Origin of the sequence: Streptomyces sp. HM190 (assembly GCF_009857135.1) — a bacterium.
GTDB classification, from domain to species: domain Bacteria; phylum Actinomycetota; class Actinomycetes; order Streptomycetales; family Streptomycetaceae; genus Streptomyces; species Streptomyces heilongjiangensis.
On record NZ_CP047318.1, the window covers coordinates 7,652,474 to 7,667,115 of the forward strand.

At 73.8% G+C, this 14,642-nt stretch carries 13 protein-coding genes; 3 read left to right on the plus strand and 10 right to left on the minus strand.

Translation table 11 applies throughout. The features are described from left to right. Nucleotides 1–4 precede the first annotated feature (4 nt). Both GSY65_RS32770 and GSY65_RS32775 read right to left on the minus strand, forming a co-directional pair. Entirely contained in the window at nt 5–1,339 is a 1,335-nt protein-coding gene (locus GSY65_RS32770) for a pyridoxal-phosphate dependent enzyme (protein WP_159775343.1), read from the minus strand. After that, nucleotides 1,336–2,802, minus strand: a complete 1,467-nt coding sequence (locus GSY65_RS32775; protein WP_443043312.1) for a Y4yA family PLP-dependent enzyme — start codon at nt 2,800–2,802, stop codon at nt 1,336–1,338. The genes GSY65_RS32770 and GSY65_RS32775 overlap by 4 nt, the downstream gene beginning before the upstream one ends. Before the next feature lie 408 nt (nt 2,803–3,210). On the opposite strand from GSY65_RS32775, the gene GSY65_RS32780 reads away from it, so the two are divergent. Continuing rightward, entirely contained in the window at nt 3,211–4,665 is a 1,455-nt protein-coding gene (locus GSY65_RS32780; RefSeq protein ID WP_159775345.1) for a tetratricopeptide repeat protein, read from the plus strand. A 179-nt stretch (nt 4,666–4,844) separates the two neighbouring features. Here the strand turns inward: GSY65_RS32780 and GSY65_RS32785 are convergent, their stop codons facing one another. From GSY65_RS32785 to GSY65_RS32815, 7 genes are all read right to left on the minus strand, one after another. Further along, complete coding sequence (locus GSY65_RS32785; protein ID WP_159775347.1) at nt 4,845–5,381, minus strand: NUDIX hydrolase family protein; 537 nt, start codon at nt 5,379–5,381, stop codon at nt 4,845–4,847. Between the two features lie 77 nt (nt 5,382–5,458). Beyond that, on the minus strand, nt 5,459–6,196 hold the full coding sequence (locus GSY65_RS32790) for a GntR family transcriptional regulator (protein ID WP_236580156.1): 738 nt from the start codon (nt 6,194–6,196) through the stop codon (nt 5,459–5,461). A gap of 198 nt (nt 6,197–6,394) precedes the next feature. Continuing rightward, nucleotides 6,395–7,396 carry a proline racemase family protein gene (locus tag GSY65_RS32795; protein WP_159775349.1) on the minus strand — a complete coding sequence of 334 codons (1,002 nt, stop codon included), beginning with the start codon at nt 7,394–7,396 and terminating at the stop codon, nt 6,395–6,397. A gap of 40 nt (nt 7,397–7,436) precedes the next feature. Next, nucleotides 7,437–8,366: a dihydrodipicolinate synthase family protein gene (locus GSY65_RS32800; protein ID WP_236580157.1), complete on the minus strand. Its 930-nt coding sequence runs from the start codon at nt 8,364–8,366 to the stop codon at nt 7,437–7,439. Nucleotides 8,367–8,519: 153 nt separating this feature from the next. Next, nucleotides 8,520–10,061: an FAD-dependent oxidoreductase gene (locus GSY65_RS32805; RefSeq protein ID WP_159775351.1), complete on the minus strand. Its 1,542-nt coding sequence runs from the start codon at nt 10,059–10,061 to the stop codon at nt 8,520–8,522. Beyond that, nucleotides 10,051–10,350, minus strand: coding sequence for a (2Fe-2S)-binding protein (locus GSY65_RS32810; protein ID WP_159775353.1), 300 nt, complete (start codon nt 10,348–10,350; stop codon nt 10,051–10,053). The genes GSY65_RS32805 and GSY65_RS32810 overlap by 11 nt, the downstream gene beginning before the upstream one ends. After that, nucleotides 10,347–11,594, minus strand: a complete 1,248-nt coding sequence (locus GSY65_RS32815; RefSeq protein ID WP_159775355.1) for an NAD(P)/FAD-dependent oxidoreductase — start codon at nt 11,592–11,594, stop codon at nt 10,347–10,349. The genes GSY65_RS32810 and GSY65_RS32815 overlap by 4 nt, the downstream gene beginning before the upstream one ends. Nucleotides 11,595–11,840: 246 nt before the next feature. Between GSY65_RS32815 and GSY65_RS32820 the strand changes: the two genes are divergently transcribed. Together GSY65_RS32820 and GSY65_RS32825 are read left to right on the plus strand one after the other, a co-directional pair. Continuing rightward, nucleotides 11,841–13,697 carry a glycoside hydrolase family 15 protein gene (locus tag GSY65_RS32820; RefSeq protein WP_159775357.1) on the plus strand — a complete coding sequence of 619 codons (1,857 nt, stop codon included), beginning with the start codon at nt 11,841–11,843 and terminating at the stop codon, nt 13,695–13,697. Between the two features lie 2 nt (nt 13,698–13,699). Next, the gene (locus GSY65_RS32825; protein WP_159776655.1) at nt 13,700–14,167 is read left to right on the plus strand and encodes a potassium channel family protein; all 468 of its coding nucleotides are present in this window, start codon (nt 13,700–13,702) and stop codon (nt 14,165–14,167) included. A gap of 108 nt (nt 14,168–14,275) precedes the next feature. On the opposite strand, the gene GSY65_RS34405 is transcribed toward GSY65_RS32825, so the two are convergent. Beyond that, nucleotides 14,276–14,554, minus strand: a complete 279-nt coding sequence (locus GSY65_RS34405) for a DUF3140 domain-containing protein (RefSeq protein WP_328707526.1) — start codon at nt 14,552–14,554, stop codon at nt 14,276–14,278. Nucleotides 14,555–14,642 lie beyond the last annotated feature (88 nt).

Consider the following 14,642-nt stretch of genomic DNA (forward strand, 5'->3'; position numbering starts at 1 on the left):
GAGGTCAGTCCCTCACCAGCGGGGCACCTGCGTCACGCCACGCGACGATCCCGCCGGACAGACTGCGCACGTCGGGATGGCCCATACGGGTCAGCAGCGCCGCGAACCGGGCCGACCTCTCGCCGACCGGGCAGGCCAGCAGCACCGGCTGCCGCTTGCTGAACGGCAGGCCGCCGCGTACGAGCTCCTCGAACAGCTCGTCGGTGATGTTGACCGACCCGTCGATGTGCAGCGTGGCGTACGCCCGCGGACCGCGCAGATCGACCACCAGCGGCCGGGGTACACCGTCCTCGATCCACCGCCGCGCCCGCGCCACGTCGATCACCGCGCCCTCCGCCCGCACCTCCGCGTCGGACAGCGCCGACACGGAGTGCCGGCGGGCCGGCCGGCCCAGCAGCTCGGGGCGGCGCTGCCGTACGTACCCGAGGTAGCTCTCGGCCCGGTCGCAGACGATGAAGACCGCCGTCCGCCGCTCACCCTCCCGCAACTCGGCGTCCAGCGGGCGCAGATGGCGTACCGCGCCCTGGAAGGCGGCTCCGCCCGTGGGGCCGGTCAGCAGCCCGCAGCGGCGGATCAGGGTCAGCATCCCGTCGATGGCCTCGTCGGCGGTCACGGTTTCGATCGTGTCGTACGTCGCCGGGTCGAACAGACCCACCTGGTGCACCTCGTCGATGGTGCGGATACCGGGGATGAAGTCCGACTTGTGGGCGACGAGGCCCACCACCCGTACGCCGGGGTCGTGTTCGCGCAGGACGCGGGCCACGCCGGTGGAGGAGCCCGCCGTGCCCACACAGGCCACGAACCAGTCGGGGGCCCGGCCGTCGAGGTCCTTGACGATCTCCGGACCGGTACCCGCCGCGTGGGCCTCGGTGTTGCGCGTGTTGAAGTACTGGTCGGTGTGCAGATACGTGTCGTCCGGGCCGGACAGGCTCCGGTGGAAGCGGGTCAGCGGGTCCTCGGTGTCGGTCGGGTCGAGGCACTCGCTCTGCCCCGGCAGTTCCTCGATCTCCGCGCCCAGCAGCAGGAGCAGGTCCTTGATCTCGGGCACCCGCATACGGTTGGTGACGCTCTTGAAGCGCAGCCCGTGCATTCCCGCCAGCAACGCCAGGGCCTTGGCGGTGTTGCCACTCGACAGCTCCACGACCGTCGCGCCGCGTTCCGCGGCCGAGCCGAGTCCCGGCCGGGCCATGTGCCAGGCGGCCCGGTCCTTCACCGAGCCGAACGGATTGAGCATCTCCAGCTTGGCGTACAGGTCGATGCGGCGCAGCCCGTGCACGGCCGGGTCGATCCGTACCAGCGGCGTGTTGCCGATGGCCTCCGTGATGCTGTCGTACCTCATGAAACCGGTCCACCCGCTTCCGTGATCGGCCAGTACTCCTCGTCGAGACGCCACCTCCAGGAGTCCCGCTCCCGGGTGACGGCGACCGTGCGGGCGAGCGGCTGCCGCTGCGCACGGTGGGCGTGGAAGTCCATCGCGTATCCGGCGGTGTTGGCGAACGCCAACAGGTCTCCCACGCACGGCGGCCGGGACAGATGGACCTCGCGGCGGGTGATCAGATCGGCCTCCAGACAGAGATTGCCCGCGAGATAGACCCCCACCGGGCCCTCACCGGCGTCCGTGTGCGTCCCGGGGCGGGGGACGAGGACCGGGTCGACGAGCACCCCGTGCTCCTCCAGGCTGACGTCACCGGCGTTCATGCCGAGCCGCACCAGCAGGTCGCCCGAGTCCGCTCCGGCCCGGCGTACGTCGAGGACCCGTGCCAGCGTCACCCCGCACTGGTCGACCAGGGCCCGGCCCGGCTCGACGGCCAGGTCGTAGAGGTGCTCCAGCAGCAGGGTGGCCGCCTGGCGGCCCGAGACGGGGGCGGGGTGGCGGAGCAGTTCGTCGAGGTAGCCGGGGCCCGCGGTCGGGCGGTGGGCCGGGTAGAGCGCCTGCGCCCCACGCAGGGTGCCGCCCTCGTTGCGCAGCCCGTAGCCGTGGCCGCGCCACGTCAGGGCGGGGCGGGTGCCGAGTACGGCCTCGGCCAGCTCGGTGGTGTAGCGCTCCCACTGGGCGGCGTCGGCCACGTAACCGACGCCGAAGCCGCCGCCGACGTCGACGACCCGGGGGTCCAGGCCGCGGGCGCGGCACGCGTCCATGACGGCGACACAGGTCTCCAGCGCGACGGCCTTCTCCGCGATGCCGGTGGTGTCCAGGTGGTAGGCGACCCCCGTCAACCGGACGGCGTCCGCGTGCCGTTCGACCGTGTCGACCAGGGCGTCTACCTCGCGCACGGGTGAGCCGAAGCGGCTGCGCCGGAAGAGGACCCGGGTGCCGGCCGCCGCGGACGCGGACGCCTCGAACTCCGACAGCCGGAGCAGCACATCGGTGCGCGGCAGGCCGTACTTGCGCACCAGGAAGGCCAGTTGGTCCAGCTCGGCGGGGGAGTCGAGGTTCACGCGGACACCGGTGCGGGCGGCCAGCCAGAGGAACTCGGGGTCCTTGGGGCCGGTGGCCATGATCCGGTCGGGGGTGAAGCCGCACTCCAGCGCGTGGCGCAGCTCGCCCAGCGAGGCGACGTCGATGCCCACCGCGGCCGGGTCGGTCGCCGTCAGCCGCCGCACCAGGCTGTGGGCCTGGTTGGCCTTGTGCGCGTAGTACACCCGGCCGCCGAGGCGGTGGTCGCGGAGGACGGCGCGGAAGCCGGCGGCGTTGTCCGCGATCCGGTCGGGGAGCAGGACGTTGAGCGGTGAGCCCAGCGCGTCGGCGAGCATGTGCAGGAAGGGTGCGGCTTGCAGTAACGCGTCGAGCGGTGGTTCCAGTCGTGGTCGCAGGTACAAAGGCGTACGCACGGCAGGCGGCCCCCTCTGGTGTGCACCGGTGATGGCGGCTCCCGGCAGTCGAGGACCGCCGTGGAGTACCGGCAGGCCTCACACAGCCGTTCGGGGGTCAGCATTTCCCGGCGAATGTCCCTTTAAGCCCTGGGATGCGCCACGGTCTGCGCCATCCTGCGGGCCGGGAAGCGCCGTCCGGCGGTTGGTTCAGGCCACCCCGCCGCAGCCGTCCGCGGACCGGCGGCGACCGGGGGCGCACGGTGGTGGTTCGCGTCGCTCCGCGTGTTCCCGGTGGACCGAGCGGAGCGCCGCTCGCTTGGATGGGGGTGGCGCGGATCCCCGTGCCGGCCGGGGGTGAGCCACCCCCCACCGCACACACGTCGGAGTGGAGCTGCCATGGTGTCGGATCGGTACGGCAACCCCCTGTTCGAGTGCACCGCCGAGGCGGCGGCGCATCTGGACCGGGCCGTGGAGGGGCTGCTGTTCTTCCGCCCCGAGTTTCCCACCGCGGTCGCCGACGCCGTCGAGGCATCCCCCACCGCACCGCTCGCCCAGGCGTTCTCCGCGTACCTGGGCGTGCTGGGCACCGAGCCGCGCGACGCCGCCGAGGCCCGGAGCCGCTTCACCGCGTACGCCGCCGACCTGGACCGGACGGCACTGCCGCGCCGCGAACGCCTGCACCTCGCCGCCGCGCAGGCCTGGCTCGGCGGCGACCTGGGCACGGCGGCCCACGTCCTCGAAGAACTCGTCCTGGAGAGCCCCCGGGACCCGCTGGCCCTCGCGGTCGGCCACCAACTGGACTTCTTCACCGGCGACGCGACCCGGCTGCGGGACCGGATCGGCGGAGCGCTCCCCGCCTGGGACGCCGCCGACCCCCACCGCGGCCCCCTGATGGGCATGTACGCGTTCGGGCTGGAGGAGTCGGGGCACTACGACCGTGCCCAGGAGGTCGCCCTCGCCGCCGTCGAGCAGAACCCCCGTGACGTCTGGGCCATCCACGCCGTCGTCCACGTCCACGAGATGCGCGGCCGGTTCGCCGACGGCATCGACTACCTCGACGCCCGACTCGACGACTGGTCGAGCGGCACCCTGCTGACCGTGCACAACTGGTGGCACTACGCCCTCTACGCGCTGGAGGCCGGCGACACCGACACGGCCCTGGCGATCTACGACGCCGTACTGCACCACGAGGACTCCAGCGGGTTCGTCATGGAACTCCTCGACGCGGCCTCCCTGTTGTGGCGGTTCCTCCTCGCCGACCTGGACCAGGACGCCCGCTGGCAGGCCCTCGCCGACGCCTGGGCGGCCCGCGCCGACCCGCCGTTCTACGCCTTCAACGACGTCCACGCCGTCATGGCGTTCGCCGGGGCGGGCCGGCTGGCCGAGGCGGACGCGTTCCTCGCCGAGCGCCGACGCTGGCTGGAACGGGACGACGCCCACCGGACCACCAACCACGCGATGACCGCCGGCATCGGGCTGCCCGTCGGCGAGGCGCTGGTCGCCTACGTCCGAGGGGACCACGAGACGGTGCTCGACCTGCTGTGGCCGATCCGCCGCCGCGTCCACACCTTCGGCGGCAGCCACGCCCAGCGGGACGCCGTCCAGCGCACCCTCCTGGAGTCGGCGCTGCGCGCCGGACGCGCCGACCTTGCCCGCCTCCTCCTCGGGGAGCGCACCGGACTGAGCCCCCACAGCCCCTACAACTGGTTGCGCCAGGCCCGGCTCGCCGAGGCGCTCGGCGAGGCCGGCCGCGCCGCCGTCGCCCGGGACACGGCGACCGAGCTGGCGGCGACCGCCGCGACCCGGCTGGACCGGCACCTGCACCGCCCGTATCTCATCCGTACCCCCTGACACACCGCCCCCGCACGGCGCGGCCCTGGCCGCGCCCGGCTCCGGTCCGCGCGGGATGCGGTGCTCCGGACGGCCGGCGGTGTTCCGGACCCCCGGCGGTGCACGGCCGGCGGGGTTCCGGACCCCCGGCGGTACGAGGACGTGCCGCCGGGGGTCCCTGTTCAGGTGGCGGACGGTGGCTAGGACACGCAGCCGACATGGGCGAGGGCCTGCTTCAGCAGGACTCCCTGGCCGCCCGGCATCTCCGACCGGACCGACGGTGAGGCGGCCTCCTGCGGACTGAACCACACCAGGTCGAGCGCGTCCTGCCGGGGACGGCAGTCGCCGGACACGGGGACGATGTACGCGAGCGCCACCGCGTGCTGCCGGGGGTCGTGGAACGGCGTGATGCCCTGCGTCGGGAAGTACTCGGCGACCGTGAAGGGCTGCAGCGAGGCCGGGACGCGGGGCAGCGCCACCGGGCCGAGGTCCTTCTCCAGGTGGCGCAGGAGCGCGTCGCGCACCCGCTCGTGGTGCATCACGCGGCCGGACACCAGCGTGCGGCTGACCGTTCCGTCCGGGCCGATCCGCAGCAGCAGGCCGATGCTGGTGACTTCGCCGCTGTCGTCGACGCGCACGGGCACGGCCTCGACGTACAGGATCGGCATACGGGCGCGCGCCGATTCGAGTTCGTCGGACGTCAGCCAGCCAGGCGTGGTTTCGGTCATGTCAGACATTGGCCGATCATACTTTCCACGTCCGCCGGTGTGGGCGTAGCGCCGATCACATGCGGAGCTCCCGTGTCCCCGGCCGCTCAGCCGTGGGCGGCCCACTGGCCCCGGACATGTCCGAGATGGCGGGTCATCACCGCCCGGACGGCGTCCTCGTCGCGGTCGAGGAGGGCGTCGAGGAGTTCCAGGTGCTCCTGTGCGGACGCCGGCAGACGGCCCGCCTCCACGAGCGCGGTCAGCCCGTACAGCCGGGAGCGCTTGCGCAGGTCGCCCACCACCTCGACCAGATGCGCGTTGCCCGCGAGCGCCAGCAGGCCCAGGTGGAAGCGGGTGTCGGCCTCCACGTACGCGATGAGGTCCCCGGCGGCCGCGGCGGCCACGATCTCCCGCGCGGCGGGTCGCAGCGCGTCCAGGGAGACGGGATCGGCGGTCCGGGCCAGGGCGACGGTGGTGGGGATCTCGATCAGCGAGCGGATCTGGGTGTACTCGTCGAGCTGCTTCTCGGTCACGGCGGTGACCCGGAAGCCCTTGTTGGGCACGGTGTCGACCAGGCCCTCCTTGGCCAGGTCCAGCATGGCCTCGCGGACCGGTGTGGCCGAGACACCGAAGCGGGTGGCGAGCGCGGGCGCGGAGTACACCTGACCGGGCCGCAGCTCACCGGCGATCAACGCGGCCCGCAGCGCGTCGGCGACCCGTTCCCGGTAGCTGCTCCGCTTGCCGCCGAGTACCGGCAGTACGGGCGCCGGGGGAGCGTCCGGTGGCGGGGTGGCGTCCGGTGCTGTGGAGGGGGCGCCGGTGCGCTGCGGGGCCGTGGGGGACATGGGGTCTCTCCTGGAGTCCTGGAGCCCGGAATCCTAGTGCCGCGGCAGGCAACGTTCGCCCGTCGAGGAGCGGCGTCCGGTGCGTGCTCTCGGTGTGCCGGGCGCACGTCCTCGTACGGGATGTACTCGGGCTTGTGCGAGGTGCGGCGAGAGCGCGTGCCGGGCGTCGCGACGGGGCGAACGTTGCCTGACGGGGCACTAGAGCACGAATCCGGAGGGGAACGGGTCGGTCGGGTCGAGCAGGTACTGGGCCGTGCCGGTGATCCAGGCGCGGCCGGTGAAGCTCGGCAGTACGGCCGGGACCCCGGCCACCTCGGTCTCGCCTAGGAGCCGTCCGGTGAACCGGGTGCCGATGAAGGACTCGTTCACGAACTCGGTGTGCAGCGGGAGTTCGCCCCGCGCGTGCAGTTGTGCCATGCGGGCGCTGGTGCCCGTGCCGCAGGGCGAGCGGTCGAACCAGCCGGGATGGATGGCCATCGCGTGCCGTGAACGGCGGGCGGTGGCGCCGGGCGCGTACAGGTGGACGTGGTGCACTCCGCGGATGGACGGGTCCTCGGGGTGCACGGGCTCCTCCTCGGCGTTGACGGCCGCCATCAGATCGAGGCCCGCCCGGAGGATGTCGTCCTTGCGGGAGCGGTCGAAGGGCAGCCCGAACTCCTCCAGCGGAAGGATGGCGTAGAAGTTCCCGCCGTACGCCAGGTCGTAGGTGACCGTCCGGCCGTCGGCCAGGGTGATCCTGCGGTCGAGGCCGACGGAGAACGACGGTACGTTCCGCAGGGTGACGGCCCGCGCCGCGCCGTCCTCGACCGCCACCTCGGCGACGACGAGCCCGGCCGGCGTGTCGAGACGGATGGTGGTGACCGGCTCGACGACCTCGACCATGCCGGTCTCGACCAGGACCGTCGCGACCCCGATCGTGCCGTGGCCGCACATGGGCAGATAGCCGGAGACCTCGATGTAGACCACGCCCCAGTCGCAGTCGGGGCGGGTGGGCGGCTGGAGGACCGCACCGCTCATCGCCGCGTGACCGCGCGGCTCGTTCATCAGCAACTGCTTGACGTCGTCCCGGTGTTCACGGAACCACAGCCGCCGTTCGTTCATGGTCGCGCCGGGGATCGTGCCGATCCCACCGGTGATCACCCGGGTGGGCATGCCCTCGGTGTGCGAGTCGACGGCGTGCAGGACGAGCTTGCTGCGCATGACCGTTCTCCTTCTTCCGCTCTCCTTCCCTTCCCGCGCGTCACGAGAGTCCCGCGGCGACCGCCTTCTCCGTCGCGGACCGGATCACGGCCTCCTGCTCCGGCAGCAGCTCCACCCGCGGCGGCCGGCAGCGCCCCCCGGGCCGGCCCACGATGTCCATGGAGAGCTTGATGGCCTGCACGAACTCGACCTTGGAATCCCAGCGCAGCAGCGGGTGCAACTGCGCGTACAGCCCCTTCGCCGTCGCCAGGTCACCGTCCACCGCCGCGTGGTACAGCTCCACGGCCGCCGCGGGCAGCGCGTTCGGGTAGCCGGCGACCCAGCCCTTCGCGCCCGCCAGCGCGAGCTCCAGCAGCACGTCGTCGGCGCCGATCAACAGGTCCAGTTCAGGGGCGAGTTCGGCCAGCTGGTAGGCCCGGCGCACATCCCCGGAGAACTCCTTCACGGCCTGGATGTACCCCTCGCCGTGCAGCTTGGCCAGCAGCTCCGGGACGAGGTCGACCTTGGTGTCGATCGGGTTGTTGTACGCCACCACGGGCACGCCCGCCTTCGCGACCTCCGCGTAGTGCGCCAGCACCGAACGCTCGTCGGCGCGGTAGGCGTTCGGCGGGAGCAGCATCACGGACGCGCAGCCCGCGTCCCGTGCCTGCTCGGCCCAGCGGCGGGACTCGGCGGAGCCGTAGGCGGCGACCCCCGGCATCACCCGTGAACCGCCGATCGCCGCGACCGCCGTCTCCACGACCCGCGCCCGCTCCTCGGGCGTCAGCACCTGGTACTCGCCGAGGGAACCGTTCGGCACGACACCGTCGCAGCCGTTCTCCACCAGCCAGGCGCAGTGCTCGGCGTACTTGTCGTAGTCCACCGACAGATCGTCGCGGAGGGGGAGTGCGGTGGCGACGAGGACACCGCGCCAGGGGCGGTTGCCGGTGCCGGTCGAGCGCGCGGACGTGGTCATCTGTGGTCCCTTCATACGGTGTGACATGGTACTGACGGCGTTTCGAACGGGCCGGAGGAGTCGAACGGGTCGGACTGGCCGGCTGACTGGCTGTCGGACGGCTCGGACTGGCTGCTGTCGGATGGATCGGACAACGTAAGGCAGATCGGGCGGTTTCTCGACGACGGCTCACTCCACGGTCGGCCCTCCCCGACCCTGGGTCTCCCCGGTCGGCGGTCCCGGCTCGCCCCTCTCCCCGGCCCGCGCCAGCACGCCGAGCGGTACGGGGCATGCGAACGGCCGCCGGGCCGTCGTCTCCGCGCACCCCGCGAGCCCGGCGACCGCCGGCCCGCACATCCGGCCCTGGCACCAGCCCATCCCGGCCCTGGTGAGCAGCTTCACCGTCCGGACGTCCCCGGCTCCCAGCTCACCGACTGCCTCGCGGACCGCCCCGGCGGTGACCTCCTCGCACCGGCACACCACCGTGTCGTCGGTGAGCTGCTCCGCCCAGTGCGCCGGCGGCACATACACCGTGTCGAGCGCGGCGAAGAACTCCCGCAGCCGCGTACGGGACGCGGCCGCGGCCTCCCACTCCCGCGGATCCGGTTCCCGGCCCCGGAGCCGGGCCGCCGCCGAACGCCCGGCGACATGGCCCTCCGCCAGGGACAGAGCCGCCCCGCCGATACCGGTGACCTCACCCGCCGCCCAGACGCCCGGCACGTCCGTGCGCTGCTCGTCGTCGACGGCGACGCTCATACCGTGCGCGTCGACGCGGCACCCCAGGGACTCGGCGAGGTCGGTGTGCGGAACCATGCCGTGCCCGACGGCCAGCGTGTCGCAGGGGATGCGCCGCTCACTGCCTGGCCGTACCCGCCCCGCAGTGTCCAGCGCGGCCACGGTCACGGCCTCCAGCCGGTCGGTGCCGTGCGCCTCGACCACGGTGTGACGGACGAGGGTCCGCACCCGGCGGCGCAGCAACTCCAGCGCGTACCCGGCCCCTTCGGCCAGTTTGTCCGCCCGGCCCGCGAGCGTCCCCACCCGTCGGGCGAGCGCCCGGGGGGCGGCGGACTCGACCAGCGCGGCCACCCGGACACCGGCCGCCGCGAGCCCGGTCGCCACGGGCAGCAGCAACGGGCCGGTCCCGGCGACGACCGCCGTACGGCCGGACACCACGAGCCCACCCTTCAGCATGGCCTGCGCGCCCCCGGCGGTGATCACGCCCGGCAGCGTCCAGCCGGGAAAGGGCAGCACCTTCTCGTAGCCGCCGGTCGCGAGCACGACGCCGTCGGCCCGCACCTCGACGGGCTCCTCCTGCCCGGGGCCGAGCAGCGCGTGCACGGTGAAGCCGCCGGCGTGCGGTCGCCCGGCCGGCCCCTCGGACCGCCGCTCCACGCACCACACGTGGTGCTGGGGAAGAAGGGTCACGCCCCCGGCGGCGATGTGCCGTGCGAGGCCGTCGCGCAGCCGCCGCCAGGTCCGCCACTGGTGGTGGAGCGCCTGCGGGCGCCGCGCCCCGAGCGCCGCGGCGGGCTGCCGGTAGAACTGACCGCCGGGCGCCTGCGCGGAGTCCACCAGCGTCACGTGGACGCCCCGCGCGGTCGCCGCCAGCGCCGCGGCGAGACCGGCGGGCCCCGCGCCGACGACCGCGAGGCGCGGCGGCGTGCCACCGCGCGGCCCGGCCTGTCCGTACGCCCCGGCCTGTCCGTACGGCCCGACCGGTTCAGTGCTCATGCCCCGTCCCCTCCTGCGTGCGGATCGCGTCGCCCGGCCGGACCGGCACCAGACAAGCCCGTTGGTTGGGGCGGTCGTTGACGGTCACCAGACAGTCGAAGCAGACGCCGATGCCGCAGAACACCCCGCGCGGCCGGCCCCCGCCGCGGGTGGTGCGCCAGGAGGTCACGCCGGCCGCCCAGAGCGCCGCCGCGACCGTCTGACCGGGCAGGGCGTCCAGTTCACGCCCGTCGAGGGTGACGGTGAACGCGGCACCCGGTTCGGCGCCCGCCAGTTCCGACGGATTCATTCCGCCTCCTCCTCGTGCGCGACGAACCGGCCACGACGCCCCGGGTTCCCGTCCCGCGCGGCGAACCGCCGCCCGCGAAGCCCCGGTTCCTCGTCCCGCGGCGCGAACCGGTCCGGGCGGAACGGTGTGAGATCCAGGTCGGGTGTCCGACCGCCGAGCACCTGGGCGATCAACTGCCCCGTGCCGGTGGCGAGTCCGATGCCCGCCCCCTCGTGCCCGCACGCGTGCAACAGTCCCGGCACCCGCGGGTCCGGCCCGATCGCGGGCAGATGGTCGGGCATGTACGGCCGGAACCCGACGTACGTCCGCATCGCGCGCACCCGCTCCAGGAACGGGAACAACCGGGTCGCGCCCGCCGCCAGCGCCCGCACCACCGGCAGCGAGAACGACCGGTCGAAACCGACCCGCTCCCGGCTCGCCCCGATGAGCACCGGCCCGGCGGCCGTGCCCTCGACGACCGGCGAGGTCTGCAGCGCCGCCGAGTCGCTGGCCACGTCGGCCACGTAGTCGGCCGCGTACACCTTGTGCCGCACCAGGGGCGGCAGCGGTTCGGTGACGAGGACGAACCCGCGCCGGGGGAGTACGGGGAGGTGCACCCCGGCGAGCGCGGCGACCTCCCCGCCCCAGGTACCGGCGGCGTTCACCACCGCCGGGGCGTGGATCTCGCCGCGGTCGGTCCGTACGCCGCGTACGGCGCCGTCGCGCGAGCGGAGCACCCCGGTCACCGTGCAGCCGGTGAGCAGCCGGGCTCGGGAGGCCCGTACGAGATGGGCCGCCGCCAGGGTCGGCATGACCTGGGCGTCCTGCGGGTAGTACACGCCGCCCGCGAGACCGGGGGCCGACTCCGGCTCCAGTTCACGGAGTTGCCCGGCGGTGACGGTCTCCGCCGCGACCCCGGCGGTGCGCTGCCCGGCCGCGAACGCCTCCAGCGCGGCGAGCCCTTCCGGTGCCGAGGCGACGACGAGTCCGCCCTTCGGGTCGTACTCGAACGCCGTTCCGAGGCCGGGCTCGGCGGCCAGGTCGGTCCACAAACGGTTCGACAGCAGGGCGAGTCGGAGTTCGGGACCGGGTTCCTTGTCGGAGACGAGGAGGTTGCCCTCGCCCGCCCCGGTCGTGCCACCGGCCACCGGGCCGCGGTCCACCACCGTCACGCCCAGCCCTGCCCGGGCCGCGTACAGGGCGCAGGCCGCGCCCACCATCCCCGCGCCCACCACCACGACGTCGCAGGTCAGTCGCTCGGTCACGTCAGTACTATGTCACATGGTGCCGTGCCTCGGAATGCCGCGACACCGAGCACGGCAGTGGCGGCCCAGCGCCGGTCGTCGATCACGCGGGCGCCGGGCGTCCGCGGCGCCGGACTCCGGGACGGCGGCACCCCCGGCCGCAGTCGGGTTCGCCGGGCGGCCTGTGCATGGTCAGCCGTCGATCCCCGGCAACTCGAACGCCCCGCCCCGCATGCCCCCGTCCCCGCGCGCCCCGACACTGACCCCATGCCAGGACAAGCCCCCGGCGCGCGGTCGGGACCCAGCGCCATCGAGGACTACGCCCTGATCGGCGACCTCCTCACCGCGGCCCTGGTCGCCAAGGACGGCAGCATCGACTGGCTCTGCCTGCCCCGGTTCGACTCGCCCGCCTGCTTCGCCGCCCTGCTCGGCGACGAGGACAACGGCCGCTGGCGGGTCGCCCCCGCCGACGAGGCGGGCGCCGTGGCCCGCCGCCGCTACCGGGCCGACACACTGATCCTGGAGACGGAGTGGGAGACCCCCTCCGGGCGGGCCCTGGTCACCGACTTCATGCCGCCGCGCGGCGAGGAAGCTCCCTGCGTCGTACGGATCGTCGAAGGGCTGTCCGGCACCGTGGACATGCGCGTGGAGCTGCGGCTGCGCTTCGACTACGGCCGAGTGCTGCCGTGGATGCGGCGCAAGGGCGGGCAGCTGACCGGCATCGCCGGGCCCGACGCGGTATGGCTCGACACCCCCGTCAGGCTGACCGCCCACGGCACCTCCCACCGCGCCGTCTTCCGTGTCACCCCCGGCGAGCGCGTTCCCCTCGTGCTCGTCTGGCGTCCCTCCCACCTGCCGGCCCCCGACCCCGTCGACGCCTTCGACGCGCTGACCGCCACGGACACGTACTGGCGGCTGTGGCTGCGTCGGCTGACGTACGACGGGCCCTACCGAGACGCCGTCGCCCGCTCGCTCATCACCCTCAAGGCCCTCACGTACGAGCCGACCGGCGGCATCGTCGCCGCGCCGACCACCTCCCTGCCCGAGGGGATCGGCGGCGTCCGCAACTGGGACTACCGCTACTGCTGGCTGCGTGACGCCGGGATGGCCCTGGAGGCGCTGCTGCGCAGCGGGTTCACCGCCGAGGCGGACGCCTGGCGCGGCTGGCTGGCCCGGGCCCTCGCGGGCCGGCCCGAGGACGTGCAGATCATGTACGGCATCGCCGGGGAGCGGCGGCTGACCGAATGGGAGGCCGACTGGCTGCCGGGGTACGAGGGGTCGCGCCCGGTGCGGATCGGCAACGCCGCCGCGGCCCAACTCCAGCTCGACGTGCCCGGTGAGGTGATGGACACCATCCACCTGTCCATCAGCTGCGGACTGCGCCCGCGCCGGCACCTCGTCGACCTCCAGGCGGTGCTCCTCGACCATCTGGAGCAGGTGTGGACCCAACCCGACCAGGGCCTGTGGGAGATGCGCGGCACCCCACGCCACTACACGCACTCCAAGGTGATGTGCTGGGTCGCCTTCGACCGGGCGGTCCGTCTGGCCGAGGCGCACGACCGCCCCGGCCCGGTGGCCCACTGGCGCCGCATCCGGGACCGCATCCACCGCGAGGTCTGCGCACGGGCCTTCGACCCCGACCGGGGCACCTTCACCCAGTCGTACGACTCCCGCGCGCTCGACGCCGCGCTGCTCCAGATCCCGCAGGCCGGGTTCCTGCCGCCCGACGACCCCCGCGTCGTCGGCACCGTGGAGGCGGTGCGCCGCGGACTCCTCGTCGACGGCCTCGTCGCCCGCTACTCGGCGGGCGGCACCGACTCCCCGGACGGCCTCACCGGCGGCGAGGGCGCTTTCCTCGCCTGCTCCTTCTGGCTCGCGGACGCCCTGCTGTCGATCGGCCGCGACGACGAGGCCCGCGCCCTGTACGAGCGACTGCTCGACCTGCGCAACGACGTCGGACTGCTCGCCGAGGAGTACGATCCCCGCGCCCGCCGCCAACTCGGCAACTTCCCGCAGGCGTTCACCCACGTTCCGCTCATCCGGGTCGCCTACGAACTCGACCGCCACGCCACCCACGCCCGCCGCGGCCACCTCGGCGCGCCGCCGGACCCGGCGGAGGGGTGACCGTGCTGCCGGGCTTCCTCACCAGGGCCGTCGAACTGCTGCTCGGCCGGGACGGCAAGGGCCGCCCCCTGCACCTGCGGGCCGCGGGCGGCGCCACCGTCGTCCTCGTCGTGGTCATGATCCTCGGCTCCTGGGCGGTGACCGCCGCCGAGGAGAACGCCTCGCGCGCCAACCTCACGTCGTACCCGAAAGCCCTGTGGTGGTCGATCGAGACGGCCACGACCGTCGGGTACGGCGACTTCTACCCGGTGACCTTCTGGGGCCGGGTCGTCGGCACGGTCGTCATGGTCGTCGGCATCACCACGTACGGCATGGTCACGGCGGCCCTCGCCACCTGGTTCGTGGGCCGGGAGCAGAAGCGCCACCAACTCGGCCACCACGCACACGAGTTGTGCGACGAGACCGCCCGCGCCCTGCACGAGCGCTTCGACCGGCTGGAGCGGATGCTCACCCGCGGCGGCCCCGACTGACCCCTGGGCGCGCCGGGGCGGCGCCCGCGCTCGCGCGGACGCCGCCAGTGGGGGACGGGGACGGGCGGGTCGGGGACGCACGGGGTGGTGAGGGACGGGTGTGGACGGCTACGCCCTGAGCGGGTCGTGTCCCAGCGCCATCAGCCGGTGGCGGCGGTGCGTCCCGTCCGTGTCCGGCCCGTGCTCCTGCCGCGCGTTCACCGAGTCCACGACCATGTACATCACCTGGACGTCGTCCACGGTGAGGTCCGTACGCCACTTCCGCAGGAGCTCCAGCACCTGCCGGCCGGCGGGGGACCCCGGCCGTCCGGGCTGCGCCTCGCTCTCCTGGCCTGCGTACCGGGTGCGGAGCCAGGCGGCCGGCTCCTGCGAGGTCCTGTTCACCACGCGGTGGAACTCCTCCTACACCGCGTCCGTTCCAGGGCGTCGGTCATCGCAGCCCTCTTCGCTGCTCGTGCTCGCTTACCCCTGTGGG

What these genes read in the sequence shown, in the direction of transcription:
- GSY65_RS32770 (WP_159775343.1), bottom strand. Translation starts at nt 1,339, where the DNA reads ATGAGGTACGACAGCATCACGGAGGCCATCGGCAACACGCCGCTGGTA.
- GSY65_RS32780 (WP_159775345.1), top strand. Translation starts at nt 3,211, where the DNA reads ATGGTGTCGGATCGGTACGGCAACCCCCTGTTCGAGTGCACCGCCGAG.
- GSY65_RS32785 (WP_159775347.1), bottom strand. Translation starts at nt 5,381, where the DNA reads ATGTCTGACATGACCGAAACCACGCCTGGCTGGCTGACGTCCGACGAA.
- GSY65_RS32790 (WP_236580156.1), bottom strand. Translation starts at nt 6,196, where the DNA reads ATGTCCCCCACGGCCCCGCAGCGCACCGGCGCCCCCTCCACAGCACCG.
- GSY65_RS32795 (WP_159775349.1), bottom strand. Translation starts at nt 7,396, where the DNA reads ATGCGCAGCAAGCTCGTCCTGCACGCCGTCGACTCGCACACCGAGGGC.
- GSY65_RS32800 (WP_236580157.1), bottom strand. Translation starts at nt 8,366, where the DNA reads ATGAAGGGACCACAGATGACCACGTCCGCGCGCTCGACCGGCACCGGC.
- GSY65_RS32805 (WP_159775351.1), bottom strand. Translation starts at nt 10,061, where the DNA reads ATGAGCACTGAACCGGTCGGGCCGTACGGACAGGCCGGGGCGTACGGA.
- GSY65_RS32810 (WP_159775353.1), bottom strand. Translation starts at nt 10,350, where the DNA reads ATGAATCCGTCGGAACTGGCGGGCGCCGAACCGGGTGCCGCGTTCACC.
- GSY65_RS32820 (WP_159775357.1), top strand. Translation starts at nt 11,841, where the DNA reads ATGCCAGGACAAGCCCCCGGCGCGCGGTCGGGACCCAGCGCCATCGAG.